The organism is Paenibacillus sp. OAE614, assembly GCF_040546645.1.
Taxonomy (GTDB): Bacteria; Bacillota; Bacilli; order Paenibacillales; family Paenibacillaceae; genus Paenibacillus_AQ; species Paenibacillus_AQ favisporus.
Window position 1 is genome coordinate 5,286,469 of sequence record NZ_JBEPOD010000001.1, and the last position, 26,381, is coordinate 5,312,849.

24 protein-coding genes are annotated in these 26,381 nt (G+C 53.6%); 6 read left to right on the plus strand and 18 right to left on the minus strand.

The genetic code is table 11. The features are described 5' to 3' along the window. Together qoxD and ABIE48_RS24435 are read left to right on the plus strand one after the other, a co-directional pair. Complete coding sequence (gene qoxD / locus ABIE48_RS24430; RefSeq protein WP_145029478.1) at window positions 1-282, plus strand: cytochrome aa3 quinol oxidase subunit IV; 282 nt, start codon at window positions 1-3, stop codon at window positions 280-282. Between the two features lie 182 nt (window positions 283-464). Next, complete coding sequence (locus tag ABIE48_RS24435) at window positions 465-1,583, plus strand: acyltransferase (protein WP_192717379.1); 1,119 nt, start codon at window positions 465-467, stop codon at window positions 1,581-1,583. A 285-nt stretch (window positions 1,584-1,868) separates the two neighbouring features. On the opposite strand, the gene ABIE48_RS24440 is transcribed toward ABIE48_RS24435, so the two are convergent. From ABIE48_RS24440 to ABIE48_RS24465, 6 genes are all read right to left on the minus strand, one after another. Then, on the minus strand, window positions 1,869-2,123 hold the full coding sequence (locus ABIE48_RS24440; protein ID WP_186326173.1) for a hypothetical protein: 255 nt from the start codon (window positions 2,121-2,123) through the stop codon (window positions 1,869-1,871). A gap of 540 nt (window positions 2,124-2,663) precedes the next feature. Beyond that, the gene (locus ABIE48_RS24445) at window positions 2,664-3,836 is read right to left on the minus strand and encodes a response regulator (RefSeq protein WP_192717380.1); all 1,173 of its coding nucleotides are present in this window, start codon (window positions 3,834-3,836) and stop codon (window positions 2,664-2,666) included. A gap of 624 nt (window positions 3,837-4,460) precedes the next feature. Next, window positions 4,461-4,976, minus strand: coding sequence for a mismatch-specific DNA-glycosylase (locus tag ABIE48_RS24450; protein WP_089548523.1), 516 nt, complete (start codon window positions 4,974-4,976; stop codon window positions 4,461-4,463). A 24-nt stretch (window positions 4,977-5,000) separates the two neighbouring features. After that, window positions 5,001-5,855 carry a MurR/RpiR family transcriptional regulator gene (locus ABIE48_RS24455; RefSeq protein ID WP_089550357.1) on the minus strand — a complete coding sequence of 285 codons (855 nt, stop codon included), beginning with the start codon at window positions 5,853-5,855 and terminating at the stop codon, window positions 5,001-5,003. A 184-nt stretch (window positions 5,856-6,039) separates the two neighbouring features. Beyond that, window positions 6,040-6,885 carry an NAD-dependent epimerase/dehydratase family protein gene (locus ABIE48_RS24460; protein WP_192717381.1) on the minus strand — a complete coding sequence of 282 codons (846 nt, stop codon included), beginning with the start codon at window positions 6,883-6,885 and terminating at the stop codon, window positions 6,040-6,042. Window positions 6,886-6,930: 45 nt separating this feature from the next. Continuing rightward, entirely contained in the window at window positions 6,931-7,872 is a 942-nt protein-coding gene (locus ABIE48_RS24465) for an NAD-dependent epimerase/dehydratase family protein (RefSeq protein ID WP_192717382.1), read from the minus strand. A gap of 170 nt (window positions 7,873-8,042) precedes the next feature. Here ABIE48_RS24465 and ABIE48_RS24470 point away from each other — a divergent pair, with 170 nt between their 5' ends. Then, entirely contained in the window at window positions 8,043-8,882 is an 840-nt protein-coding gene (locus ABIE48_RS24470) for a helix-turn-helix transcriptional regulator (protein WP_192717383.1), read from the plus strand. 104 nt (window positions 8,883-8,986) lie between these two features. Here the strand turns inward: ABIE48_RS24470 and ABIE48_RS24475 are convergent, their stop codons facing one another. Both ABIE48_RS24475 and ABIE48_RS24480 read right to left on the minus strand, forming a co-directional pair. Further along, window positions 8,987-10,330, minus strand: coding sequence for a hemolysin family protein (locus ABIE48_RS24475; RefSeq protein ID WP_192717384.1), 1,344 nt, complete (start codon window positions 10,328-10,330; stop codon window positions 8,987-8,989). Window positions 10,331-10,951: 621 nt separating this feature from the next. Continuing rightward, on the minus strand, window positions 10,952-13,198 hold the full coding sequence (locus tag ABIE48_RS24480; RefSeq protein WP_354520701.1) for an ATP-binding cassette domain-containing protein: 2,247 nt from the start codon (window positions 13,196-13,198) through the stop codon (window positions 10,952-10,954). A gap of 93 nt (window positions 13,199-13,291) precedes the next feature. On the opposite strand from ABIE48_RS24480, the gene ABIE48_RS24485 reads away from it, so the two are divergent. After that, window positions 13,292-14,233 carry a helix-turn-helix transcriptional regulator gene (locus ABIE48_RS24485; RefSeq protein WP_192717386.1) on the plus strand — a complete coding sequence of 314 codons (942 nt, stop codon included), beginning with the start codon at window positions 13,292-13,294 and terminating at the stop codon, window positions 14,231-14,233. Window positions 14,234-14,402: 169 nt separating this feature from the next. Here ABIE48_RS24485 and ABIE48_RS24490 read toward each other — a convergent pair whose 3' ends face one another. From ABIE48_RS24490 to ABIE48_RS24510, 5 genes are all read right to left on the minus strand, one after another. Next, window positions 14,403-14,852 (minus strand): VOC family protein, encoded by a 450-nt coding sequence (locus tag ABIE48_RS24490; protein ID WP_192717387.1) that lies wholly within the window; start codon window positions 14,850-14,852, stop codon window positions 14,403-14,405. 56 nt (window positions 14,853-14,908) lie between these two features. Continuing rightward, the gene (locus tag ABIE48_RS24495) at window positions 14,909-15,361 is read right to left on the minus strand and encodes a VOC family protein (protein WP_192717388.1); all 453 of its coding nucleotides are present in this window, start codon (window positions 15,359-15,361) and stop codon (window positions 14,909-14,911) included. 153 nt (window positions 15,362-15,514) lie between these two features. Then, window positions 15,515-17,053: a gluconokinase gene (gntK, locus tag ABIE48_RS24500; RefSeq protein WP_192717389.1), complete on the minus strand. Its 1,539-nt coding sequence runs from the start codon at window positions 17,051-17,053 to the stop codon at window positions 15,515-15,517. A gap of 35 nt (window positions 17,054-17,088) precedes the next feature. Then, a complete protein-coding gene (locus ABIE48_RS24505) occupies window positions 17,089-18,450 on the minus strand; it encodes a GntP family permease (protein ID WP_076173603.1) in 1,362 nt (453 codons plus the stop codon). A 166-nt stretch (window positions 18,451-18,616) separates the two neighbouring features. Further along, window positions 18,617-19,294, minus strand: coding sequence for a GntR family transcriptional regulator (locus ABIE48_RS24510; RefSeq protein WP_076173742.1), 678 nt, complete (start codon window positions 19,292-19,294; stop codon window positions 18,617-18,619). Between the two features lie 417 nt (window positions 19,295-19,711). On the opposite strand from ABIE48_RS24510, the gene ABIE48_RS24515 reads away from it, so the two are divergent. Next, window positions 19,712-20,206, plus strand: a complete 495-nt coding sequence (locus ABIE48_RS24515) for a hypothetical protein (protein ID WP_354519816.1) — start codon at window positions 19,712-19,714, stop codon at window positions 20,204-20,206. Then, complete coding sequence (locus ABIE48_RS24520) at window positions 20,182-20,700, plus strand: hypothetical protein (protein ID WP_354519818.1); 519 nt, start codon at window positions 20,182-20,184, stop codon at window positions 20,698-20,700. The genes ABIE48_RS24515 and ABIE48_RS24520 overlap by 25 nt, the downstream gene beginning before the upstream one ends. 1 nt (window position 20,701) lies before the next feature. Here the strand turns inward: ABIE48_RS24520 and ABIE48_RS24525 are convergent, their stop codons facing one another. The 5 genes from ABIE48_RS24525 to ABIE48_RS24545 form a co-directional block, all read right to left on the minus strand. After that, the gene (locus tag ABIE48_RS24525; protein ID WP_076173600.1) at window positions 20,702-21,502 is read right to left on the minus strand and encodes an ABC transporter ATP-binding protein; all 801 of its coding nucleotides are present in this window, start codon (window positions 21,500-21,502) and stop codon (window positions 20,702-20,704) included. After that, the gene (locus tag ABIE48_RS24530) at window positions 21,489-22,499 is read right to left on the minus strand and encodes an ABC transporter ATP-binding protein (protein ID WP_192717392.1); all 1,011 of its coding nucleotides are present in this window, start codon (window positions 22,497-22,499) and stop codon (window positions 21,489-21,491) included. Before ABIE48_RS24530 ends, ABIE48_RS24525 begins: the two co-directional genes overlap by 14 nt. Window positions 22,500-22,503: 4 nt before the next feature. After that, window positions 22,504-23,340 carry an ABC transporter permease gene (locus tag ABIE48_RS24535; RefSeq protein WP_089548533.1) on the minus strand — a complete coding sequence of 279 codons (837 nt, stop codon included), beginning with the start codon at window positions 23,338-23,340 and terminating at the stop codon, window positions 22,504-22,506. A 1-nt stretch (window position 23,341) separates the two neighbouring features. Next, window positions 23,342-24,352 carry an ABC transporter permease gene (locus ABIE48_RS24540; protein ID WP_076173597.1) on the minus strand — a complete coding sequence of 337 codons (1,011 nt, stop codon included), beginning with the start codon at window positions 24,350-24,352 and terminating at the stop codon, window positions 23,342-23,344. Between the two features lie 111 nt (window positions 24,353-24,463). Then, window positions 24,464-26,329 carry an ABC transporter substrate-binding protein gene (locus ABIE48_RS24545; RefSeq protein WP_192717393.1) on the minus strand — a complete coding sequence of 622 codons (1,866 nt, stop codon included), beginning with the start codon at window positions 26,327-26,329 and terminating at the stop codon, window positions 24,464-24,466. Between the last annotated feature and the right edge of the window lie 52 nt (window positions 26,330-26,381).

Below are 26,381 nucleotides of genomic sequence, written 5' to 3' on the forward strand. Positions count from 1 at the left end.
ATGGCACGTTTATTTCCAATACGGCACGTGATCGGATACATCTTCTCGCTGATCCTTTCAGTGGTTGGACTGGGCGTGGTGTTCTGGGATTTGAACCCGACCGCCGGACTCTGGATCCTGATCGTATGTGCGCTCATCCAGGCGTCGCTGCAGCTCGTGCTGTTCATGCACATCGGCGAGACCGACAACAAAAAGACGCTGTACTTCAACATTGCGTATGCTTTGTTCGTCGGACTGGTTACGATCTTCGGCACGCTCTTCACGATGCTGTGGGGATGGTAAGAAGCTCAGCTTGAGCTAAGATATATCAAAGGCTTTTCTGATCCTAAGGGTCAGGAAAGCCTTTTTTAATTGTATTATTTTTTTCTGTTAAAAAAGGAATGTTTTTATGCAGAATCGAATCTAACCATTGGCTCGACCAAGTGTTCTAATACAATAACGTTCCAGTGGAGGCGAACAAAGTATTGGCCCAAAAACAGAGGATCACCTATTTGGATCTCTTGCGCGGCATTGCCATTTTGGCTGTAGTCACCATCCATGTGACATCCTATCCGGTAGCCTTTCTGTCCATGGATTCCACCGTGTACCCGCTCTATTTTATCCTGAATGCGGCTTCTCAATTTGCCGTACCGGCGTTTCTGTTTTTGAGCTCGCTCGTCCTGTTCTACCGTTATGACGGCGGCGTTCAGGGCAATTGGCTTCTTTTTTATTGGAAACGCTTAAAGCGGATTCTGCTGCCTTACTTGTTCTGGTCCGTGTATTACTCCACTTATCTGTCGTATATCCAGCATATTTCATTCTCAGACGGTCTCCGCAAATTTCTTAAAGGCTTGCCGCTTGGCGGCAGCTATGACCATCTGTATTTCATGATCATCATCGCCCAGTTTTATGTGCTGTTTCCTCTCCTATCGCTGTTGTTTCAAAAGATAGGGCAGGTCCGGCGGCATCCCATACTCGTGGGGGCCCTGCTGCAAATCGCCTTCTATCTGCTGAATTATTACGTGCTTCATATGCATAAAACCGGGACCTTCGTGATGACCTACATCGTTTATTTCTTTTTGGGTGCTTACATGGCCGAACGGTTAAAGGGCGTGTCTTCTGATGAAACCCCGAAATGGAACTACCGGTGGACGGCTCTGTTTCTGGGATCCGCAATCCTCTTTATCGTGCAAAAATGGCTGCAGCTGGCCAACCCCCATTGGATTCGCCAGCCTTTTCTATCCAACATCAACTTTATAACGGATTACGCCTACTGCAGCATTGCGTGTGTATTTTTGGTGCTGTCCGTTCAAGTCCTGGAAGGGAAACCTCGACTTCAAAAAGTACTGTTTTCCCTCGGATCCTGCGCCTTCGGCATTTACTTTATTCATCCCTACTTTTTGATCTTGTGGCGGCATTTTGTCATGACGAGCGGCCCGATCGCCTATCACCTGCTCACCTGGGCAGGCGGGGGTGCTGCGCTGGCCGTCTCCTGGCTGATCACTTGGCTCCTCATGCATACGCCGCTCGGCGTCTATCTTGTCGGGGAATCCAAATGGAAGGCCCGGAACAAACGCGGCGCGTCTCAGAGCGGAACGATGTGAGCTTGGGGCAAACCCGTAAGCCCGCTGCGCAAACGGCTCATTCCTTCAATCGCTGTTACCACGTCGTTTCTCCGGAATTGATCCATCCGCTCCGCTGGAGTCTTAGATGAAAAAGCAGCCTGCCGTTTATGCGGCAGGCTGCTTGCTTACTACTTTTGAAACCTTCACCAATCTATTCGCTTCATTCTACAACTGCTTTTGGGCTGCTTGTTTCTTCCTGAACCCGAACAGGGCTGCGCCCAGTGCAATCATGATGCCTGCCCATAGTTTGATCTTAATCGGTGGTCACCCGCTTTTCTTCCCGGATTTCTCTTCCCAGACCATCCCTGCAAATAAGACGCGTTTCGGTTCCGGTGTAAGCGTGCAGCTCTCCCAGTGGTCCATTTTCACAAGCCCCCGCCGAACGAGCGCAAAAACGGTATTGGTCGTACAATACCACCCCGGCTTCGATAGGTTCCGGAAGTCGTCCGGCTCCCTCTCATAAGTCCAATACCCGCCATGCTTCCAGCGTTGCAGCCGCCCGCCATGTTGTTGCGCCATGCTTAGCGCTTCCATTTGTTTGTCGGATAGTTTCATATGATCACCACATAACCTTTTATTTGTCTTCTCGCCGCAGAGACGGCGGAGCAGGCATTAATATACTGATACCCAACATACCCCGATTAAACCATAACGGACTGGATAAATTCTGAATATGGATAAAAAACAGACCTTTAGCACACTTAGGCTTTTCTAAAAAACAAACGGATGCTTATTCCAGCACCCGTTTTCTTCTTCATTCCCATGCTATATTCAGATAAAGTTCATTTCTACTTTGTATAATACAAACATATACTTCATATCGTGGAACCCGAGATTTGGGACCGATATGTCAGAGATAAAGATATTTGAGGAGGATCCATGGAAGTTACGCGCATTCTCAAGGAAACGTTGCTCAAATATAGTACAATGTCGAACGCAGAAATCAAGGAGATTCTCATAAAAGAACAAGTATTATACAAGACCGTAGACATAGCTTCCACAAAACAAAAGCCCGCAAATTATTTCCCTTAACAGCGGAAGTTCACGTTTAAACTCTCTTTATTGGACGTCTGCTTCTTCCTTCTCATGCACGCGTTCCTTCTCCCACGCCTCGAACCAGGCTGAGATCTCTTTACTGGGAGCCATATCGTAGTCTTCCAAGAAAACCGATGTCATCTGCTGGAACAGCCGGCGGACTCCGACCCGTTGATTGAGGGAGGCATACAGCTTCATTAATCCTTCGTACCCCTCTTCCCTGTAAGGCATTTTTCGGATCATTTCCTGATACAATCCGATAGCTTCCGCATGCTGTTCGAGGCCAGCACAGCATTCGGCGATTCTCTTCGCATGGTCAAACCAGAGCAGCCGGGTCCGCTCTTGTTCGAGCTCTGCCCACCCGTACCCGTGTTCATCCAGAAAATCCCCAGGGTACTTATCCATGATGGCGATATGCTCCGGAAGGCTTTCAGGCGCCACTGGCGAGGCGCTGCGCAGATCTTTTTCCCATTCCTCGATATCCAGTGTCACATTTCCGAATTCAAGCCGGTACCCTTCATCCTGAAACTTGATATGTAGATCAATGCCGCTCGTTTTAATCGTTTTCCTAATTTGATAGATGGCCGTGTGAAGCTGGGTTGTCGCTCTCTTCAGGTTAAAATCCGGCCATAACAGGTCGATCAGGGTTTGCTTGCTTACGGTTTTATTCCGGTAATAGATCAGGTACGCAAACAGCTCCGGTGCTTTCAGGGTTCTCCAGGAAAAAGAATGGAGCTTACCGTCGGCGGATCGAAAGTGCAGGTTTTTCAGGCAGCAAAGCATCATATGGTTTACGGACCGGCCCTCTTCCGTAGGGGCACCCGCCGGCGGTGAGGAAGCCACCCGTTTCATCGTGACAGCCAGTCTATCGGGATGAATCGGTTTTAGTAAATAGTCCAGCGCGTTAATCTCAAAAGCTTTTATAGCAAACTCCTGATAGGCCGTTACAAACACAATCTCCAGACCAGGATACATGGCGAGCAAGCGGTCAGCCAGCTCAAAACCCGTCATTTCCGGCATATCGATATCCAGGAAGGCAAGGTCCGGGGCGTCCTCCGCCGCTGCATCCAGCGCTTGAAGAGGGCTTTGGAAGGCTCGGACATTCAGCGGCTCCAGATTTACGCCTTCCAGCGACTGCAGGAGCCGTTCCATTTTCTTCAAAGCGAGATATTCGTCATCAACAAGAATAATCTTCAAGGTTTATGCGTTCTCCTTTCAGGCCATTTCGAACATGCCGCCTTCTAATGATGCGATTATGTGCTGGAGTCAGATCATGTACGACAATACCGCAAGCAGCCCCGCAAAATAGCTTCATCACAGAGCTGCTTCACGATTACCCAATTCGAGAGTATCATTAATTCGGCATCGATTCAATTCGTTTAGTAAATTAGTGAATTTAAGTACGGAGGACAAACGACCTTTAACTGTAGAACGCGATATTGATCAATTTTATAATTAAAGCAATGACGACAAGAAATGACGAGGTATACGCGAGTTGGTTCAGTTTTTGATCTTCTGCGGACTGCCTGCGCCTCTTTTTCGGACGAAGCTTTCTTTTGGCGTCATTCCTTTTGGTGAGTCTCCTTGTGGTGAGGTTCCTTTTGGACATATTGGAAATCCTCCATTATCTGAGGTGTCACGCTGTAAAGGCTGTGCCGGCTGTCTTCACGCTCAGCACCTTATTCTACTTATATGTAGATGAAAGGACAATGGGAACTATCTGTGTCCTCTCATGTACATTTGTCTCGTTACCCGCAGGTTTTGAACGCAAAAAAGCAGGGCTTCCAATGAGCCTCGCCTGCTTCGATGGGTATGTGCAAGTCAGGATCCCTGCTTCTCTATAAACTCCGCCAGCCGGCGGTAGATTCCGACGATCTCCTCCATCGGCATCCGCACGAGCCCGCTTGAGCTGGGGGCCACAAACTCATGGATTTCCGGGATGACGGGGTCTGGCTGAAATCCCCAATCCACCTTGGAGCGCCGGCTGTATTCCGTGTACACGCCTTTGCCGACAAAACAGGCGATCCGCGGCAGGTACTGCCGCAGTTTTCCCCGGAGAATCTCCCTTCCCTCCGCGTACTCCTGCCGTTCGATATCGTCTACGCCCCGGGTCGGTCTTGCCACAATATTTGTGAAACCGTAGCCGAGCTTCAGAAGGTCCTGGTCCTCCGAAGCATCGTACAGTCTCGGCGTCAGCCCCGAGCGGTGCAAAATACGGTAAAAATTGTTCCGCGGGTTAGCGTAATGATGCCCGGTTTCTCCGGACTGCAGGCTGGGATTAAAGCCGATAAACAGGATGGACAAGCCATCATCGAGATGATCTGGTACCTCGGGCATCCTCATCCCCTCCTTTATTTCCGGTTAGTACAATTTATCCGATGTCGCTTTGGCCGTGATCTCCCGGTACTTCAGCGCTTCATCCTTCATTCGCAAAGATACAGCGACGTTCAGCATGTCGATGACGGCCAGCTGGGACATTTTCGCCGACAAAGAGCTTCCCTGAAGCGGATTCTCCCGGCCTACCATGATCAATACGATGTCTGCCACCTTCGTAATCGGGGAACGGGCGTTGCTCGTAATGGCAATAATGCGGGCGCCCGCCTTTTTCGCCAAATTCAAATTGTCGATCGTATCCTTGGTGCTGCCCGAAATGGACAAGCCTACGGCTACGTCGCTGCTCGTCATAAGCGAAGCGCCCATCGCCTGAAAATGGGTATCCGCGACCGCCGTACTCCGCTTGCCGATCCGGGCAAAGCTGTGAGCCCCCTGCATCGCCGTCAGGCCCGAGGACCCCACTCCAAAAAAGTGGATGGACGATGCGCTTAGCAGGCACTCAATCGCCTTGCTCAGCTGCTCCCCATTGATCAGCTCGCGCGTCTGGTCGAGGGTCTGGATGTGCGTACCGATAATTTTCTGGCTGAGCGTGACCGCGTCGTCATCCTCGGAAATCTCTTTATGAATATGGTCCGTCGGCTTCACCAGATCCTGCGCCAAAGACAGCTTGAAGTCCTGGAAGCCTTGAAACTTCAGCTTGCGGCAGAAGCGGAGCACCGTCGTTTCCCCGACATCCGCCTTCTCGGCGAGCTCTGTCACCGATTCATAGATAATATCCTGGGCATGCTCCAAAATGTACTGGGCCACCTTCTGCTCGGTTTTCGTCAGTCCGTTCAGATGGCTGCGGATGCTCAGCAGGGTCTTTCCCATTTCCTGCACCATGGACACTTGTATCTTCCCCTTCCTCTTTTAAGCCGGTTCGCGGTTATTAACCTGCACTTATTTTAGGAGATAAATTCCCAAATCGTAAATAATGGAGGTTAATTTCTCCAATAACAATACAATTTTATTGTATAGGCAAAAAAAGAGGATTGCAAGCCGAGGGGATGGGGAAGCGGGGCATGCACTAAAGGGCCCCTTCATTCAGCGCACGGTACAGCGAAGGGTAATTGGGCCTAAACAATAACTGCTCACGGATTTTGGCCGTATCAACAAGCTGCAGCCATGAAGGATCCACAGTTCGGCTCAACGCATCCGCCGGCATCGTCTCGTTGTGCATGCTCAAGACTTCCTCCGCCGAGACCGGCTGGTCATCCGCCACATTAAAAATCTGCCCCTTCGCCCGGGACGATTGGATCCCCAACATGACGGCCTGCGCCACATCCGCATGATGCACCAAATGAATCCGCTGGGCCGGATGCCAGTTCCGGAACCACCGCATCCCCTCCTCCAGGTGAGGGTCCCCGTCTCCGTAGACAAAGGCCAGGCGGAGTATGCACAGTCCCAGCCCCCGGCTGCGGTGAAGCTGCAACAACTCGCGTTCGGCAGCGGCTTTGGTGAGCGGATAAGGACCGGCGGGATCAGGAAGATCCGCTTCATTAAAATACCGTTCGTCCGTCCCAGGCCCGTACACCAAGTTGGTACTCGCATAAATGAAGCGCGGAACACCTGCAGCCAGTGCCGCATCAGCCAAAGCGATCGTCCCCTCCATATTCACGGCACGGGATACCTCGGGGGCAACTCCGCGGAATGCAGCCGCAAGATGGACAATGGCATCTTTGTGCGTAACAGCCTCCCTTAACGTTTGCCGTTGCAGCAGATCGCCGGTCATGATTTCAGCGCCTCGCCGCTGAAGGTCCCGGGCAAGCTCCGGATTACGGACCAGTACACTGACGGAATAGCCTTGATCCAACAGCCGCGGCACCAGGCGGCTCCCAACGCGGCCGGTTGCTCCCGTTATCAAAATTTTCATGTCATGACTCCTTTGCGTCGATATAATATAGATACATCTATGGGATTAAAAAGGGTTACCCTCCCTTAACCAAGCAGCATATTCGGCAATCGCAAGGTCCAGGGTATATCGGGGCTGCCATCCCAGCTCCTCATAAATCCGGGAAATGTCCATAGCGGGATACTGCGGTCCGTCTCCCTTCCCTGGGCGCAGTTCCAGTATCGCGTCCGGTACGACCCGCAGAATGGCTTCGACCATCTGTTTATGGGTCGTTACCTGCCCGGTTCCGATGTTGTAGACGGAATGGGCCAGAGACGGGGCCGTCTGCAGCCGGGCCAGCGCCTCAGCCGTGTCCGTGACATAGGCCACGTCCATGCCTTCTTCTTCGTAGGGGAGCAGTCCTCCCCGCAAATAAGACGACAGCGGTAAGCCATTAACGGCCGCGTGAACGGCCTGGGCCGGCAGGAAGTACAGTCCGCGGGCCAGCGGGCCGAAGGCGGAAAAGCGAGCGCTGACCACCTCTAGTCCGGCTTGCCGGGAATAAAAATCGCCTATCGTCTCCGCCACTTTCTTGTAAGCCGTCATCGGATAGGGAGCCTGTACCGGCAAAGCGTCGCCCTCCCGCCACAGCGGCATCTCCACTCCCGCGTAGACCGCGATGGAACTGGCTAGGACGACACGTCTCACCTCTAACCGGCTGCCGCACTCCAGAACATGGAGCAGGCTTTGCACGGTTTGCTGCGTCCCCTCTGCGGGCGGCACGTTCATACGGGGAGACGCCAGATGCATAAGCCCGGTGACCGCGTGCTTTTTTCCTGCTCCCAGCAGGGATTCCGCTTGAAGCACGTCCACCGTCTCGATAAACAGCCTTTTGTTCAAATAGGGGACAAGAAAAGACGGCAGGCGGTCCTCCCGATAACGGGTAATGATAACGTCTTCGCCGAGATCAAGGAGGGCGCGGGCGGCATGGAGGCCGATGAAACCCATCCCTCCGGTAATCATGATCATATGCTTGATTCCTCCTTACAGTCGTAACGCCGCCGGGCCCTATCCCGGATCGATACATCCAGCTAGGCATCCGGAAGGTCGTTCTCCAACATTATGAATCATTCAAAAAAGCGCTGCCCTCCTGTGCGTAACGTACCATTGGCAGTGTCAGGATAAGGAGGTTTTGCTGCATGAATGAAGCATCGGCCGGATTCACATTGGGCGCGTTTTTGCGCGCACGCCGGGAGCAGCTGCATCCATCGGATGTGGGTTTACCCTCACTGGGCAGGCGCCGGACCCCGGGACTCCGCCGCGAAGAAGTGGCTCAGCTCGCGCATATCGGTATCTCATGGTATACCGCTCTCGAGCAGGGCAGGCAGACAAATCCGTCCGACCAGGTGCTGGACAGCCTGGCCCGGGCATTAAATCTGAATGAATATGAACGGCAGTATCTGCATCGACTTGTCAAAGCGCAGGATTCCGCGGGAACGAATGAAGCACCGCTCCTGCCTGCCGGGCTGGAGAGAACAGTCCGGTCTCTAGACCCGAATCCGGCGCTGGTCATAGACCGAAAATGGGATCTGCTCGTATGGAACCGCGCCGCCGAGCTCGTATTCGATCTGCCCGTGTTCACAGACCATACCGCCAGGCCAAACTGGCTGATACGGTTCCTGACTGAATCCACCCGGCGCATGAACGAAGCGGAGCGGGACGAGAAGGTGCAGGTCATGATTGCAAGGTTCCGGGCGGATTGTGCCCGCTACCCGGGAGACCCCGATGTGCAGGCGCTTATTCAGGAGCTGCTGGAAACGAGTGAACCGTTCCGGTTCTACTGGGGCCGCCAGGACATCAGCCAGGCATCGGATTGTTACAAACGGTGGGAGGTTGCCGGGATCGGCCTGCTGGAATTCGAGTATATCAACCTCCAGCCTTCGGGGAGTCCGGATTTGCAGCTGATGGTGTATACGGCAAGTCCGGCCGCGTATGAGCGGCTGGGGGAGATGGTGCGAGAAGTGTATGAGGGTTATTAGAGCAAGAAAGGGCCTCCGGCTGTCCCGAAAGGCCCTCTTACGTTTGTCTTCGTCACTCCCAAGCTCACCACTCACCACTGTATAGAGCTCCTAAACTCAAACCGTTAGTCCTCCCCTGCTTCCGGCAGCTCCGGCTCGGGTTCGTGCTTAACGACCTCGATCTCCCGGATCATCGGTCCTTCCATGCGCCGAATGGCAAATTCGCAGTCGTCCTGCCGGATGACGTCCCCTTCGGCAAGATCGAACTTTTGCGACAGCAGCCAGCCGCCGATCGTGTACACTTCGTCCCCCGCCGGGATATTGGTCCCCAGCTTTTTGTTCACTTCATGGATGAGGGCTTGCGGCTGAAAGCGGTAGCGGTTGTCCTCTAGCTTCGTGATCAGCAGAGATCCCGCTGGCTGCGGGCCGCCGGAGCCCGAAGGAATATCTCCCACAATCTCCTCCAGGATATCCTCCATCGTGACCAAACCCGACGTTCCCCCGTACTCGTCCATCAGCACCGCCATATTGATGCCCGCCTTCTGCATCTGAGCAAGCAAATCTCTCGCCTGAACGGTTTCTATCACCTGCAGAACCGGACGGATAAAAGGCGTAATCTTCTCGTCTTCGCCGGTTACGCGCCGGACGACTTGGTGCAGCATTTCTTTGACGTGGATAATCCCGGTTACGCGATCCTTATCTCCATCTACCGCAACCGGCAGGTAATTGAACGTTTTGCTCTCGATGACATCCAGGACATCCCGGACCGTCGCATCGTGGGAGACGTAACGGATGGAAGTCCGCGGCACCATGATTTCCCGTGCGTCCCGTTCGTCGAAATCAAAGACGTTGTTAAGGTAGCGGTACTCGGTCGGCGTAATTTCGCCGCTGCGATACCCTTCGGTGAGCGCAAAACGGAGCTCAGCTTCGCTTAATGCAGCGTCTTCCTCCGATATGGGCTTAACCCCGAAAATGCCGGTAATGACGCGCGAGGAACGGCTCAGAATCCAGTTGAAGGGATACGTGATTTTGTAAAAAATAATCAGCGGACGGGCGAAAAACAATGCCATCGGTTCAGCGATCTGGATCGCAAAGCTTTTCGGCACGAGTTCCCCGATCACAACTTCAAAGTAGGTCAGTATCAAAAAGGCGATAATGAACGACACGATGCTCTCCACCGACTCGGGCGTATGCATGAGCTCAAACAGCGGATGGATCATTCGCTCCACGGTGGATTCCCCCAGCCAGCCGAGAGCCATCGAGGTCAGCGTCGTTCCGAGCTGGCAGGCGGACAGAAACTCGTCCAGGCGGGAAATGATATGTTTGACCGCGCGGGCATTTTTATTGCCTTCGGTCACCAATTGGTTAATGCGGGACACTCTGACCCGGATCACCGAATATTCGGAGGCGACGAAGAACGCGGTTAATGCGATGAGCAGAACAACGAATATGATTTTCACAATTTCCACAGCATTTCCTTACCCTGTGCCTTGGGCGGCAATGAGCGGCCAGGATAAGGAGCACCTCCTTTATGTTCAACGGATGAATAATCTCTTGGAATGTATATACCCAATTTTGAGGGGGAACGCATGGACTTAGGATGGACGATGCGGGGATGAATGTACCCGGACTTCGACTTTTGATGCGTGGGAACGGGCCATGACTTCGACTTTTAGCGCGTGGAACAGGCCGTGACTTCAACTTTTAGCGAGTGGGAGGAGCGGGCATGGGCTTCAGCCGCTTTGAATTCGGCTCGGGTAGACCTGAGATGTGGAGATGCCTGGACTTCGACTTTTAGCGCGTGGGAGGAACGGGCATTGGGCTTCAGCCGCTGTTAAATTCGTGTTGTTTGGGATTTTATTGGGTGGTCACAACACGAATTCAAAGGCGGCACGTAAACTTTACGCCTCAATCCCCTTTTCCTCCTGGTGCAACTGGCATAAGAAACAGACCTAAAAGATAAATAGTCTATCGACTAAAAAGCCCGGCTAAAAAAATCCCGACAATTCGTAGAATCGTCGGGATCCCCTTACACCGTAAATTTTCTCCGGTACATTTGAAACAAACGTCCTTTGAACCAAGCATCCTCGCTAAAGCCCTAAATACCTTCCAGTGATCGAGGCGCTGCAATCGATACTATCTTTCGGTATGCCTTCAAACATCACCTGGCCGCCTTCTTCTCCGGCCCCAGGGCCGAGGTCGATCATCCAGTCAGCCTGACGGATCACCTGCAAATTGTGCTCGATCACGATCAAGGTGCTGCCCCGCTCCACGAGGCGGTTCATGAGGCCGATCAGGAGCTCGACATCAGACATATGCAGTCCGGTGGTCGGCTCGTCCAGGACATACAGGGTCCCTTCTCCCTCCAGCTCCGCGGCCAGCTTGGCCCGCTGCAATTCACCTCCTGATAACGTACTCAGAGGTTGTCCTAAGGTCAAATAACCGAGACCTACTTCCTTCAGTCTTTTGAGCGGCGTTTCAATTTCTTTTTCATGAAACACGTTGAGCGCATCCTCCACGGTCATGGCCAGAACGTCGCTGATGCTTTTCCCGCGGAACCGATAGGACAGCACCTGTTCTGTATAACGCTTTCCTTCGCATGCTTCGCAGATGCTGGAGACCGTATCCATAAAGGCGAGATCGGTAGATATGATCCCCAAGCCCTTACAGTGGGGACAAGCCCCTTCGGAGTTGAAGCTGAACAGCGAAGCGTTGACGCGGTTTTCCTTGGCGAACAAAGTTCTGATCGTGTCGAAGATGTCCGTATAGGTGGCCAGATTGGACCGGTTGGAGGCGTGGATCGCGCCTTGGTCAATGAAAATCGCCTCGGGGTAGTACCTCGGAAGAACCTGACGAATCAACGTGCTTTTTCCGGATCCCGCTACTCCGGTAACAACGGTCATCACGCCGCCCGGAATTCGAACGCTAATATCTTTGAGATTATTCATAGTCGCATGCTCGATGACGAGCCAACCGCCAGGCTTCCTGACCTCCCTTTTGAAGTCAAGGCTCCGGTTTAAGTACCCCGCAGTTAATGTCGGGGATGACAACAGCTCATGAAAGCTCCCCTGAAATACGACCTCTCCACCGTGGGTTCCGGCACGCGGCCCCATTTCAACAATATAGTCAGCAATCTCGATCACATCCGGATCATGCTCGACAATCAGAACGGTGTTGCCTTTATCCCGCAGCTGCTTAAGCAATCGGTTGATGGTGTTGACATCATGCGGATGGAGTCCAATGCTGGGCTCGTCAAAAATATACAGCAAATCGGATAAGCTGCTGCCGAGCTGACGCACCATCTTGATCCGCTGCGATTCACCGCCCGACAGGCTTGGTGTTTCGCGATTCATGCTTAAATAGCCAAGGCCTACCGCCAGCAAATTGCCAAGGCGCTTGACGATTTCGTCCGTCACCGTCTGCACTTCAGGCTCGCGGATGGAACGTATAAACCTGATAAGCTCGCTAACCTGCATACCCGCACAATCGGCGATGCTTTTTCCGTTAATTTTACAGGACAACACGCGTGGGTTCAGGCGGCCGCCGCGGCATGAAGCGCACAGCTTCTCGCTCACGATGCGGTCAATCGCCTCCTGATATCTTTTAGCATCTCTCGAATCCTTATATAGATAAGTACGTTTAATGCGCGGAATGACCCCTTCATAGAGAGACGTCGGCGGCCACCCCTCCGTTGGATTTGGCGGCTTGAACCCGCTTTTATGGAGCAGCGTATCCATCTCCTCATCCGTATAATCCTTCAGCTTTTTGTCGTTATCGAACAGGCCGGTGCACACGTACCTTTTCCACCTGACGTCGCCGGGCATGAAGGTCGGGAACAGAATAGCCCCCTCGTTAAGCGATTTTTCCCTATCGATCAACCGGCCGACGTTGATGTCTTTCACTTTCCCCAAGCCTTCGCAGTCCGGGCACATGCCCTGGGGGTTGTTAAAGGAAAACACGTCGGAATACCCGACGAAAGGAGTACCGATCCGGGAAAACAACAACCGCAGCAGCGCATAAATATCCGTGACCGTGCCGACGGTAGATCTCGCATTCCCGCCGATCCTTTTTTGATTCATGACGATCACCGCCGGCAAATGCTCAATGGCATCCACCTCCGGTTGCCCATAATGAGGGAGCCGGTTGCGGATGAAGCTGGAGTACGATTCGTTGAATTGCCGCTGCGACTCCGCTGCGATCGTATCGAAAACAAGCGCCGATTTGCCGGAGCCGGATACGCCTACAAATACCGTAATCTGCTTTTTGGGGATCGTCACATGAACTCCCTTCAGATTTTTTTCTCTTCCGCCGACGACGCGAATGTCATCTTCTTTGATCATGTGGATTCCTCCTCTTGCGATTTGTATAAAATAGTATATGCTAAAACCATGCCAGAAACTGTCATGGTTAAGTGAAGAGGAGGAGCTTTTGTGAGCAAAGCCAAATTACTGTTTGATTTAATCCTGTATGTCAATGCCAAACGCAGTTTTACCGCTCAGGATGTCGCGAATGAATTTGGCATTTCTGTCCGAACGGCGCACCGCTATCTTACGGATATTGCCGATATGGGCGTCCCGCTTTATACGGAACCAGGAAGAAGCGGTGGTTACCGGGCACTCCCCAACCGGACACTGCCGCCGATCATGTTTAATGAAGAAGAAGCATTTGCTATCTTTTTTGCTTTTCAGGCATTGAAGTACTATCAATCGCTTCCTTTTGATATTCATATCGATTCCGTCTCCCGGAAGCTGTACGCAAGCCTGCCTGACGATACGAAAAGAAAAATAGACGGCCTGGATTCGGTAATCACCTTTTGGAATCAAAAAAGGACCGTCTCGTCTCCATTTCTAAAGGAAATCATCGAGGCGGCCGCCGCGCACCGGCTGCTTAAAATCGAATATGTGTCGAAGCTGGAAAATACAGTGAGGGAAGTGGCTCCGATCGGTATTTACGCCAGCGACGGCTTCTGGTACATGCCCGCGTTCGATCAGGCTCATGGCGAAATCCGGCTGTTTCGTACAGACCGGATCGTGTCCATGGAGCAAACGAAGCAAGCGTTTGAGCCACAGATGGAACTGCCGGACTGGCTCAACCGCAGCATGGCACTGACGCCGGAGTCGCCCGTCCGTTTATATGTAGAACTGACCCGTGAAGGCTTGAGACAGTGCCGCAGCCAGCCATGGCTGGAGCCTTATATCGTGGAGGTTAGCCCGGATGAAGGTTACATTGAAAGTGTCATCGATCAGCGCGAGTTGGAATTCGTGACCGGCTACTTTTTTCAACTGGGTACTACCGTTAAAGTCATCGAGCCGCGCGAGCTTGTAGAAGGGATTCGTGAGCAGGCGCGGGAGATCCTTCGCCAGTATGCATGAGGCGATTTCAAACGAATAGGGAGGAGGCTGCAGCTCCAAGTGTACGGACGCAGATTTCACGCTTCAGAAAAGTCTTTGTCAAGGTAAGCTGATAAGGACCAGACCAAATTTGTTCATTATAGCTGCTGCTAAACACCGCTCTGACAAATCCATTGACACCTGGTTGCAGTTACTTATACATCTCCCGAATCCGCTTGGCCTGCTCCTCGGGGGTCAAATCTTCAACATGGGTGGCAATCCACCAGATGTTTCCGAAGGGGTCCTTGACCCCGCCGTACCTCTCACCGGCATGCTTCATATCGGCCGGAACCATCACCGATATGGCTCCATTCCGAATGGCTCGCTCATAGACACTGTCACAGTCGGCAACATACACATACAGCGAAGCTGGAAAAGCACCAAAATCTGCATTGGGCTCACCAGCCATAATAACGGAATCCCCGAGTGCAATCTCAGCATGCATCACAGATCCATCCGGTCTGTCGAGTTTATACTTTAGTTTTCCATTGAACACCGATTCTATGAATTCAACCAAACGCTGCACCTGTTCCACCATTAAATAGGGATTTACTGTTTTCATTCCTTCGGGTTGATGATTCGTTGTATTCATCGACGCCATGAATGAAGCCCCTCCTTAGTTATAAAGTCGCTGTGGCCATTTGTTCGACGGAAAGACTATGCTTTGCGCATCGCTCCAAGGACGATGCTGTAGCCATCCGGGTCAAGAAGGCAGGCGTTCTTGAATGCAAAGCCTCCGTGCGAACCGGTATGCGGTTCGATCGCCACGTTCGCGCCTCTGCTGCGCACTTCTTCAAGGTAGATGTCCAGATCTTCCCATTCCATATGTACAAACGTATCCCACCCATACTCCGGCCCATGCCATTCTGTAGGGTAGTCCCTTCGTTTGGCGGAAACCGCATTCGGTTTAACATCCTCGGGCGAGGCCGCCTGCTGCAGAATAAAAATCATACCGTCCCGTTCAGCATGCCCCCAATCATCCACTTGGCATCCGAGCCTATCCCGGTAATATAACTGCGATTGCTTCAGGTCCGAGACAAGCCTGACTTGAATCGTTTTCCCCAACAGCTTCTTCGGTTCTGTCTGCATACCCATCGTTTGTTGGTCCATGGTTACACATCCCCTTGTGATCATGTAAGGGCGGTATCATAATGGAAAATACCCCCATATCCAGATTAGCGAATATATGTTCTGTTGTAAACTATATTTATTCAAAAAAAGCCTGCACAGCAGTTTCAAACGCTGTACAGGCATTCTTTTGGATTAGAACAGGCTGCGCTGAAAATCGGCGATCGCCTTATATTCCTCTTCCAGGTTGCGTGAAATTTTAATAAAGATCGGCAGCAGCTGATGGTAAATCTGTGCGTTCTCCTTCACCGGCGTATGCTGATGCGTTGATCCGACCATGCCGGAGACGACACTCAGCGAATCGGCTTTGCCCATGGCATACAGGCCGAGCACGACGGCGCCCAGGCAGGAGCTCTCGAAGCTCTCCGGCACGACAACTTCCTGATCGAAGATGTCGGCCATCATTTGGCGCCACAGCGGGGAACGGGAAAAACCGCCGGTCGCGTGGATTTTGGCCGGACGCCCGATGCGTTCCTCCATCGCCAGCAGTACGGTATATAAGTTGAAAATGACGCCTTCAAGGACGGCGCGGATCATATGCTCCTTGCGGTGGTGCATCGTCAGGCCGAAGAACGATCCGCGGGCGTCGGGGTTCCAGAGCGGTGCGCGCTCCCCGGTCAAATAAGGGTGGAACAACAGCCCGTCGGATCCCGGTTTCACCTGTTCCGCAATCCGTGTCAGCAAGTCGTACGAATCGATACCGAGACGCTTGGCAGTCTCGATCTCGGATGCGGCCAGTTCATCATGTACCCATTGGAACAGCATGCCGCCGTTGTTGACGGGACCGCCGATCACCCACAGCTTCTCCGTCAGGGCGTAGCAGAAAATGCGGCCCTTCGGATCCGTCGCCGGATGATCGACCACGGTGCGGATTGCTCCGCTGGTACCGATGGTGGCGGCAACGACACCAGGCTCGATCGCATTGACGCCCAGATTGGACAACACGCCGTCGCTCGCGCCTACGATAAACGGCGTGGATGGATCGAGCCCCATCTCGGCGGCAAACGTCTTATCCAGCCCATCCATGCGGTAAGTAGTCGGAACAAGCTCGGACAGCTGGCTTGGCGTAATACCGGCAACCTGCAGCGCCTCCTCGTCCCAATCCAGCTTGTTCAGGTTCATAAGGCCCGTGCAGGAGGCTATCGAATGGTCGACGACGTACCTGTTGAACAGCTTGGCGAATACGTACTCCTTGATCGAGATAAACTTGGACGTCTTTTCGAAAATGTCCGGATTGTCATGACGCAGCCACATCAATTTGGTCAGCGGGGACATCGGATGGATCGGCGTACCTGTGCGCAGATAAATTTCATGTCCGTTCATATCGTTCTTCAATACTTCGGACCATTTCGCGCTGCGGTTATCCGCCCACGTAATGCAGTTCATCAGCGGCTTCCCGTCCTGGCCGACCGGAATGACGCTGTGCATGGCCGAGCTGAACGAGACGAACATCACCTGCTCCGGGCGAATTCCGCTTGTATCCATCACCTGCTTGACCGAATGGATCACGGCCGTAAATATCAGATCCGGATCCTGCTCGGCGATGGACGATGTCGGTGTCAGCAGCGGATAGCCTTCACTTCCCTTGGCCACAACCTTTCCGTTTTCTTCGAACAGAACGGCCTTGGTGCTCGTCGTTCCAATATCGATTCCGATCATCATATTACTGCTCATGTTTCAACCTTCTTTCTTCTTCACTAGACATATCCTTATACTACCAGACTGAGCACCAGGATGATAATCAATGCAACGATCGACAACAGCGTTTCCATGACAGTCCAGGATTTCAGCGTCTGCGGAACGGACATGTTAAAGAATTCCTTGACCATCCAGAAGCCGGCGTCGTTGACATGCGACAGGACGAGCGAGCCAGCTCCGGTCGCCAGCACGACGAGCTCGACATTGGCTGCCGGGCTCAAGGCAAGCACCGGTGCGACGATCCCCGCAGTCGTGGTCATGGCCACGGTGGCGGAACCGGTTGCAACACGGATGAGTGCGGCAACGAACCATGCAAACAAAATAATGTTGATGTGAGCCGAAGTTGCGATTTGGGCAATGGCGTCACCTACGCCGCTGTTAATGAGCACCTGCTTGAACGCCCCGCCGCCGCCGATGATCAGAATGATCGTGGCTGTCGGCGCCAGACATTCGCTCGTAAACTTGGATATTTGTTCTTTCGTAAATCCTCTGGCGAAGCCAAGGGAGAAGAAAGAAAACACGACCGAAATCAGAAGCGCAATAATTTCGTTACCGATAAATTCGCAGAACAGCGTAAAACCGCTCGAAGCATCCGGGTCAACGATCGAGGCGATCGAACCGATCAGCATCAGGATAACCGGCATCAGAATCGTCAGCAGCGTAATGCCGAAGCCAGGAAGCTTGCGCGTGCTGCTGCTGGAGAACTGCTCCGCCAGCTCAGCAGGCGGCTCGACCTGGATGCGTCTGCCGATCCATTTACCAAAGAGCGGTCCGGCCACGATCGCTGTCGGAATGCCTACAATCAGGGAGTACAAAATCGTTTTCCCCAAATTCGCCTGATAGGCATCAATGGCGATCATCGGGGCCGGATGCGGCGGCACAAGTCCGTGTACGGTGGACAGACCGGCCAGAATCGGAATACCGATTTGCAGCAGTGACATTTTCGTTTTACGGGCGACGGTAAAAATAATCGGGATCAGCAGGATGACGCCGACCTCAAAAAATACCGGGATTCCTACGATAAAGCCGACGATCATCATCGCCCAGTGAACGCGTTTCTCTCCGAACCGGTTCACGAGGGTTGTGGCGATCTGCTCGGCGCCGCCGGATTCGGCCATCATTTTGCCCAGCATCGTGCCGAGACCGATGACGATCGCAATCGTTCCGAGCGTGCCGCCAAGCCCCTTGGTCACGGAATCGATAATATCCATCGATTTCATGCCGGTCAGGAATCCGAGCAGCAGGGCGGACAACAGCAAGGTCACAAACGGATTCCACTTGAATTTGGCAATAAACACAATAAGAAATGCAATGGCGATCAGTGTCCACACAATGAGCGTCCAATTATGGCTCATACCGAATATACTGGACATGGGTTGTCCTCCTTTTGTTCGTACATGATGTTTTTCACATATGATACCCATTATTCCAAGCTTTGATTTTAAATACTTGCATACTTGTCGACAACATGAGGCGGAAGCTGCCCGCAAGCAGCCCCTTTTGGTTCATACAACAGAATGAAAGGCCGGACGAAGCGCTTTAAAAATCCGTCAGGCTGCGGTGCAGCGTCTGGCGCGAATCGGCGAAATACTCCTGTACAAGCTTCTGGATTTCGTCCTCGTCGCCGGAGGCCAGACCGTCCATAATTTTCTGATGCTTGCCGATCACGGACCCGAGCTTCGCTTCCCCTTTGGAAAAAATCTCTTCCGTCGTAATCAGCATGACGGTCATCACGATCGGCCGGATGCTGTTCCATAAATGCAAAATGCGCTTATGGTCCGCTGCCGCAATAATCGCCTCGTGAAAGGACAAGTCCTGATACGAGAATTCGACGGCGTCCTGATGCTTTACCGCAAGCTCCATCCGGTCAACGATCCGGCGCAGCGTAACCAGCAGCTGATCCCGGTCCATCTTGGCCAGCCGCTGCTGAACGAAGCTCTCGATCAGGAAGCGGACATCGTACAATTCAACAATATCGGTCAGGCTCAGTCCGACGACGACGGCACCCATCCGTTCGAGCCGGATCAGCCCTTCGCTCGAGAGCGATTTCAAGGCTTCTCTGACGGGGGAACGGCTTGTCCCGAAATCGGCGGCCACCCGGTTCTCTGAAATAATTTCACCCGGCTTGATCCGGCCGCTGATAATCTGCAGCCTCAGCTCGGATGCGATCGACTCTCCCAAGGAAACACCCTGCAGCCAGGATGAAGGATAACGCAGCATGAGACAACTCTCCTAAATCAATGTATGTACAATGACGTACGCTACCGATTCTATCATACAACCGACCGCCGCATCCATGGTTAGGGACCTGCTCTCCGGAAGCCTGCCTCAGCCGCAGACCTCAACACTCAACCTTTTGACCGGCAGCCGTGTGCCGCAATCCGATTTTTTCCGTTTTTCAAAAGAACCATGCAACAACGAAGAACCGGAATGCGTCTTTTACCACGAAGACCTATGGTTCTCCGAAAAAGAAACGCTTCCAGTTTGATTGTGCTGTGCTCTAACCTGCCTCTGCCTCCAAGTATACTTGTATACAACTTGTAATCGTCTTTATTTTAAAACAATCCGTGCGATCTGTAAACCGCGTGGATGAAACATCCAGCACACCAAGCTTCGGAAAGGAAGTGATTGAATTTGAAAAAAATCGCCGGCATCCTGCTGCTGTCCATCTGTATCGCCACGGGCTGCGAAAGCCACAAGCCTTCGGCGGATAACACACCACCGGCTGACCCAATGCCTGCCGGAACCGTGAATTCCACGGAGGGAATCAACGAAAAACCTCCCGCCACCGCAGCTGATCCCCCTGCTTCCACCCCTGATGCCGGGAGCCATCAGCCTTCAAGCAGCCACGACGGCGAAGCCAAAGCAGAAACTCCAGGGCGGCTGCAGTCTTCCCAGCTGATGTTCGGCTATTTGGACGCCGCCGGCAGCAGGATTCTTGAGCCGACCCGGAAGGCAAGCAGCAAACACCACGGGAGCAGTTTACACAAGCGGTCATCGCGCCGGGTGAGCTGGCCGACATCCGCTTCACGAAGCATCAGGCCCGGTCGGATCAGGATAACGGCAGGCAGAGCCGGTACAATTTCGACCATGATGAAGGCGATTTGTTCCGCCTCTCTTCCCCGGTAACTCCAGCGGATCCGGACGCAGGCGTCGTTCTCGCACAAAAAGACGCTTTTGCAGGGCATGAATTTCTGCAGGTGGAGCATGCGGAGGGAAGCCTGCCCGAAGAGGCAACGGCCCGGATCAAGCAAGCCAAAGGCCGGAACATCCACAGCCAGGGGCTTATCGGACAAATCGATCCTGACGTGCAGCTGGGTATCGTCCAGTACGACAAGGATGGCGGCAAGCCGCTGGCCAGCCTCGTGCTGATCACCCCGGATACGCTGCTGTTTCGCGATTTTGAAGGAACGGATGACCCGAGCTCCACCTGGCGCGTCGACGACGGCGGGCAGATGGACCCGCAGCTGTTCTACGTCTTATTTGTCACCCGTTCCGGGCCTGGCTATACGCTTGGATATGAATGGTGGGGCGCGGAAGGATCGAACCTGGCCGTGCTGCAGCAGGACGGCGGCGCATTTCGCGTCGTGCAGGAAGGCGGCCGCTACACGGCGCCGATGTAACCTAGCCCAAATCCCAGGCCGTATGGATTTTCGGCACGTCGCTGATCAGCTGCCTCGTATAGGCGTGCTGCGGGTTCAGAATAATGTCCTCGGCCGGTCCCCTCTCGACGATTTGGCCCTTCTCCATGATGTAGATCGTGTCGCTCACGTAATAGGCGAGCCCAACGTCGTGCGTGATGAAAATAATCGTCATCTCGTTCTCATCCCTCAGCTTCAGCAGCATGTCGAGAATGGTGGACCGGGAGCAGGCGTCGACCATTGAGGTGGGCTCATCCGCGATCAGCACCTTCGGGTGAAGCATAAAAATCCGGGCGATCATGAGCCGCTGCATCTGCCCGCCGGACAGCTCAAATGGATACTTGTTGTACAGCTCCTCGAACTTCAGGTTGACGAAAGAGCAGGCCTCTTTCATTTTATTGAACTGCTCATCCTTGGTAAGCTTCAGCCCCTGCAGCCGGATGCAGCTGAGCAGCAGCTTCTCTACCCGCTGGAACAGGTTAAAGGACGAGAACGGGTCCTGAAAAATCGCCTGAATGTCTTTCCAGTACTTTTTCCGGTCAGCATGGCGGCGGAGCACTCTCGGTTGTCCTTTGTAATCGATGCTGCCCCCCGACTCCTTTAAGAGACCCATGATGATTTTGGCAAGGGTGGTTTTGCCGCTGCCGCTCTCGCCCACGATGGAAATGATTTCGCCTTTATGAAAATCGAAGTCCACCGTATCGACCGCCGTCGTTTTGGCCGCCCCGTACCCGAATACTTTCGTAATGCCTCTGCCGCGGATCAACAGGTCACGACTGCTCATTCGCATACCACTCCTTCAGCGTTCCTGTGTCAAAATGGCACCGGTACTGGCGGCCGTCCACTTCCTGCACCGCCACATTGTTTTCCCTGCAAATATCCTGGGCGTAAGAGCACCGCTCGGCAAACCGGCAGCCGGCGGGCACATGCTTCAAATTCGGCGGCGTGCCCGGAATGGCCGCCAGCTTGTGCCCCTTCATCCCCTCCTCCGGAACGATGATGGAACCCATCAGCTTTTTCGTATACGGATGAAGCGGATCAAAGATCATCTGCTCGGCCGTGCCGCGCTCCACGATTTCTCCCGCGTACATGACCATAATGTCGTCGGTGACGTGGTACAAGAGCGGCAGCTCATGCGTGATGAATACCAGCGAGCGGATGAACTGCTTGTCGAGCAGGTCCTTCATCAGCTTGATGACGGCCTTCTGCGACGTCACGTCCAGCGCGGACGTCGGTTCATCGGCGATCAGCACCTTCGGATTCAGAATGGTGGAAATCGCAATGACCGTCCGCTGCTTCATTCCTCCGGAGAGCTCGTTCGGATAGGAACGCAGCACCTTGGGCGACAGATTAAGCGTTTCAAACCGCTCCACGGCCATGTCCCACACCTGTTTCTTGGTGAGCTCTGGCCGGTGCTCCTTCATAATATCCTCAATAAAGCGGATGATCCGCAGCGTCGGATTGAGGGCATTCATGGCGGCCTGGGGAATATACGCGATTTCCCGCCCGGAAATTTGCGTGCGCAGCTGCTCCTTGCTCAGCTTCATAATGTCGCGGCCGTGGATTTGGATCGAACCGCTGCCGTAATGGAGCGGCGGAAAATAAAATCCCATCAGGCTCAGCGCCAGCGTCGACTTGCCGCAGCCGGATTCGCCGGCGATGCCGAGCGTCTTTCCTTCTTCCAGCACGAAATCGACGCCGTCGACGGCAAACACTTTTTCCTTAAGCCGGGTTTTATAATAGGTTTTCAGTCCGCTAACTTCCAGAATGTTTGTAGTCATCGGCCTAGCTCCTTATTTTCGGATTAAAAATTTCGTCCATGCCCGTGTTCATCATATACAACGAGAACGTGATCAGCGCGATTGACAGCGCCGCGGGGATAAACGCCCACCATGCCCCCGCCACCGGTGCCTCGAAGACGAGCGCCCAGTTCATGATGATGCCGAGGGAGATCGTGTTGTACGGCCCCAGCCCCAGCATCGAAATGGAGGCCTCCGACAGGATGCCGGACGCGGTCTGCAGCACGAACGCCATCACGACATAGGACGCGATGTAGGGCAAAATTTCAAAAACGATGATCCGGGGCGTGCTGTGTCCGGAAATTTTGGCGATATGAACATGGTCCCGGTTGCGGAGCGAGCTGGTCTGCGCCCGGACGGCCCGGGCCGTCCACGGCCAGCTGGTGATGCCGATAATGATCGCCGTCACGAGCGAGCTGCGCGAGTTGATGCTGACCGAGATGAGGATCAGAATAATAAACGACGGAATGACGATAAAAATATTCGTGATCGACGTCAGCAAATTATCCACGATGCCGCCGATGTAGCCGGAAGCGAGGCCGATAATGAGGCCGATGGCCGTGGCGAACACGCCTGCGATGAGACCGACCCGGATCGAGGTCTGGATGCCGTACATCAGCTCCAGGAACAGATCCCGCCCGAAATTGTCCGAACCGAGCCACAGCTGCGAACTCGGCGGCTGAAACGCCAGGGCGATCATCTCCAGCGGATCTTTTTTGTTGATCATCGGGAAGATGAGCACCAGCGCCAGCATAACGATGAATATTCCCGCCCCCAACATGAATTTTGGGGACTTGATGAGAATGTTGAAGGAGTTTTTCATATTACTGGTCCTCCATTTGCGAGGCTTTGATCCGCGGATCGATAAAACCGTAAATGATATCAATCGTAAAGTTAGCCAGCAGAACAGAGAGCGCGATCAGCAGCGTACAGCCGGAAATGAGCGGATAATCGAGCTGACGGATGGCCGTAAACAGCCAGGTGCCGATGCCCGGGTAGCTGAACACGATTTCGCAGATGAGCGAACCGCCTACCATCGTGCCGATGGACAAGGCCAATCCGGTAATTTGGGGAAGCATGGCGTTCCGGAATACGTATCTGGAGATGCGCGAATCGCGGATCCCGAGCAGCTTGCTGTACAGCACATAGTCGGCATTCAGCTCGTAAATGGACATCTCCCGCATCCCGATCGCCTGGCCCCCGATGGTGACAAGCACGATCGAGAGAAACGGCAGCGTATGATGGCGGATAACCGAGCCGATAAATTCGAAGCTGAGCTGCGGAATCATTTGAAAATCATACCCTCCGGACAGCGGGAACCACCCCAGCGTCAGGGCGAATACGTACAGCATGATGATGGCCAGCGTAAAAAAGGGAATCGAGTTCACGAACAGGGCTACCGGAAAAATCACCTTGTCGAACACGCCTTTTTTATAGGCAGCCACGGCTCCGAGCACGTTGCCCAGAATCCAGCCTACCAGAATCGCCGGCAGCTGCAGGCCGATCGTCCACGGCACCGCCGAAGCCAGGATGTCCGTCACCTTTTTCGGATACAGGCCGAACGAGGTGCCGAGGTTGCCGGTAAACAGGTTTTGGACATAGATCAGAAACTGCTGCCAGAGCGGCTTGTCAACACCAAACTCCTGAATGAACGTCTCGTAGACCCGTTTGATCGTATCGCTGTCCGTCATCCCTTTGGTCATCTGTGAGACGATCATGGCGACGGGGTTCCCCTCGATCATGCGCGGAAGGAAAAAATTCAGGGAAACGGCAATGACGAGCGTCACCAGGTACCAGAACAACTTTTTTACGAAATATTTGGCATAGGCATTCAAGAAGGTCCCTCCCTTGATCTTTGGATCGGCGGTGGATGCGTCTTGGAAAAGAGGGCCCGCATGGCGCTCCGGCAGTGCCGGGAGCCTCCCATGCAGGCCGCTTCCTTGGGCTTAGTTGTGGATCTGGTACAGCGCCCGGATGCCCGCCCCGTCCATGGCGATTTGCGGAGGAATGTTGCTTCCGTCTCCGTCGACGGGGAAGCCTTTCCATACCGATTCATTGACCGTATGGAACACCCACGGACGGTACATGAGCGGAATGGACGGAATGTCGGTCAGCCAGATTTTCGTCAAATCCGTGTACAAGGCTTTGAGTTCGGCCTGATCGGTGACGCTCGGAATTTTGTCGATAATTTGGTCGGCCTTGTCGTTTTTGTAACGGCCCCAGTTCCAGAACGCCATTTCGCCGAGCGGAGCCACTTCCTTGGAATACATGATGTCATGCGCTCTGCTCCACGGCTGGCTCGGATTGACGCCGCCCGCAGGCGTGTTCATGATGATGTCGAACTTGCCGGTTTGCAGGTCGTTTGTCCATACCGGCGCTTCCGGGAACTTCGTGCGGATTTCGATGCCGATCGCTTTGGCGCTCTGGGCCACGATCTCCAGCGCCGCATTCCAGTCGGACCAGCCGTACGGGCATTCCACTTCAAATGGCCCGAGGCGGGTACCGTTCAGCACGCGGATGCCGTCCTTGCCTTTTTTGGCGCCGATGCTGTCGAGCAGCTCGTTGGCCGCCTTGACGTCGGTCGTCCACTGCAGCGATTTGATCGCTGCCTGATCGACGTATTTGGACTCCGCGTCCGTGTTCAGCGTCAGGGACGGCTGCATCGCGGCAGAGTAGCCGCTCATCGCGAGGTCGGAAATTTTCTTGTAATCGATGCTCATCGCGATCGCGCGGCGGACGTCCGGGTTATCCAGCCCTTTTTTCGAGAAATTAAAGAAGATCGACGGCATGGAGCCCGGTACATAATAAGGTGCGTCTTTCAGATAGGTCTTGATCGGAGCGCCGTTCTTCCACATGTTCCATACCTGCGGGATGAACTGCTGGGAGACGTCCACCTGTCCGCTCTTGAAGGCCAAATCGCCGGCGGCGTTATCCTTGTAGATGACGTGCGTAATATATTTCGGAGCAGGCAGCTTGCCGAAGAGCGACTTGCCCCAGTAATTGTCGTCGCGCACAATCGTGATTTTCTGGTCGTTGTAGAAGTAGATTTTGTAAGGGCCGGTGGCTACCGGATTGGCGTTGACTTCCTTGCGGATCGTCGCCAGATCGTTGTTTGACTTCTTCTCGATTTCTTCCCAGATATGCTTGGGCATCATCGGGATCAGCTCGATGCTGTCAAGCACCGTCAAGCGGTTCGGGTTGTCTTTGTTCAGCATGATCTTGACCGCATTCGGGCCGTCCGCTGTGACATCCGCAATGTAGGCCCAGTAGTTGCTCCAGTTGATGTCGTATTTTTTGCCGAGCTGGTAGGTGTACACGACGTCATCGGACGTAAACGGCTGGCCGTCGCTCCACTTGGCGTCTTTATTCAGCTCGATATGCAATGTCATGTCGTCGGTCCACTCGTATTTGGTGCCGAGCAGCGGCTCCAGCTTGCCGTCCAGCTGGTTGATCATGAACAGCGTCTCGTAGACCAGCTCTCTCGAGTTACCATAGTTGATCGGGAAGGCCGGATTGCCGCTCAGCAGGTTAAAGTTGGATGGCGGCCCCCATTGAATTCCGTTAATGTAAAGGGTTTCATTTCTCGGCGTTTCTTTGGCGTCTCCGCTCGTTGCCGGCTGGTTCGCCGCGGGCTCGGTCGTCGAGGGCTCCGTTGCTTTTTCTCCCTGATCAGCCGGCTTGGTTTCCCCTTGCGCCGGCGGCGTTGTCGTTCCCGTTGCGGAAGGCGGCTGCACGGTCTGGCAGCCCGCGATCATCACGGTCGCCGCCACGAAAAGGGCCATGAGCGGCTTGGAAGCTAATTTCAGCTTCATGTAAACTCCCCCATTTCCTCCAATTCACATCTACATAAATTGAACTAAGACA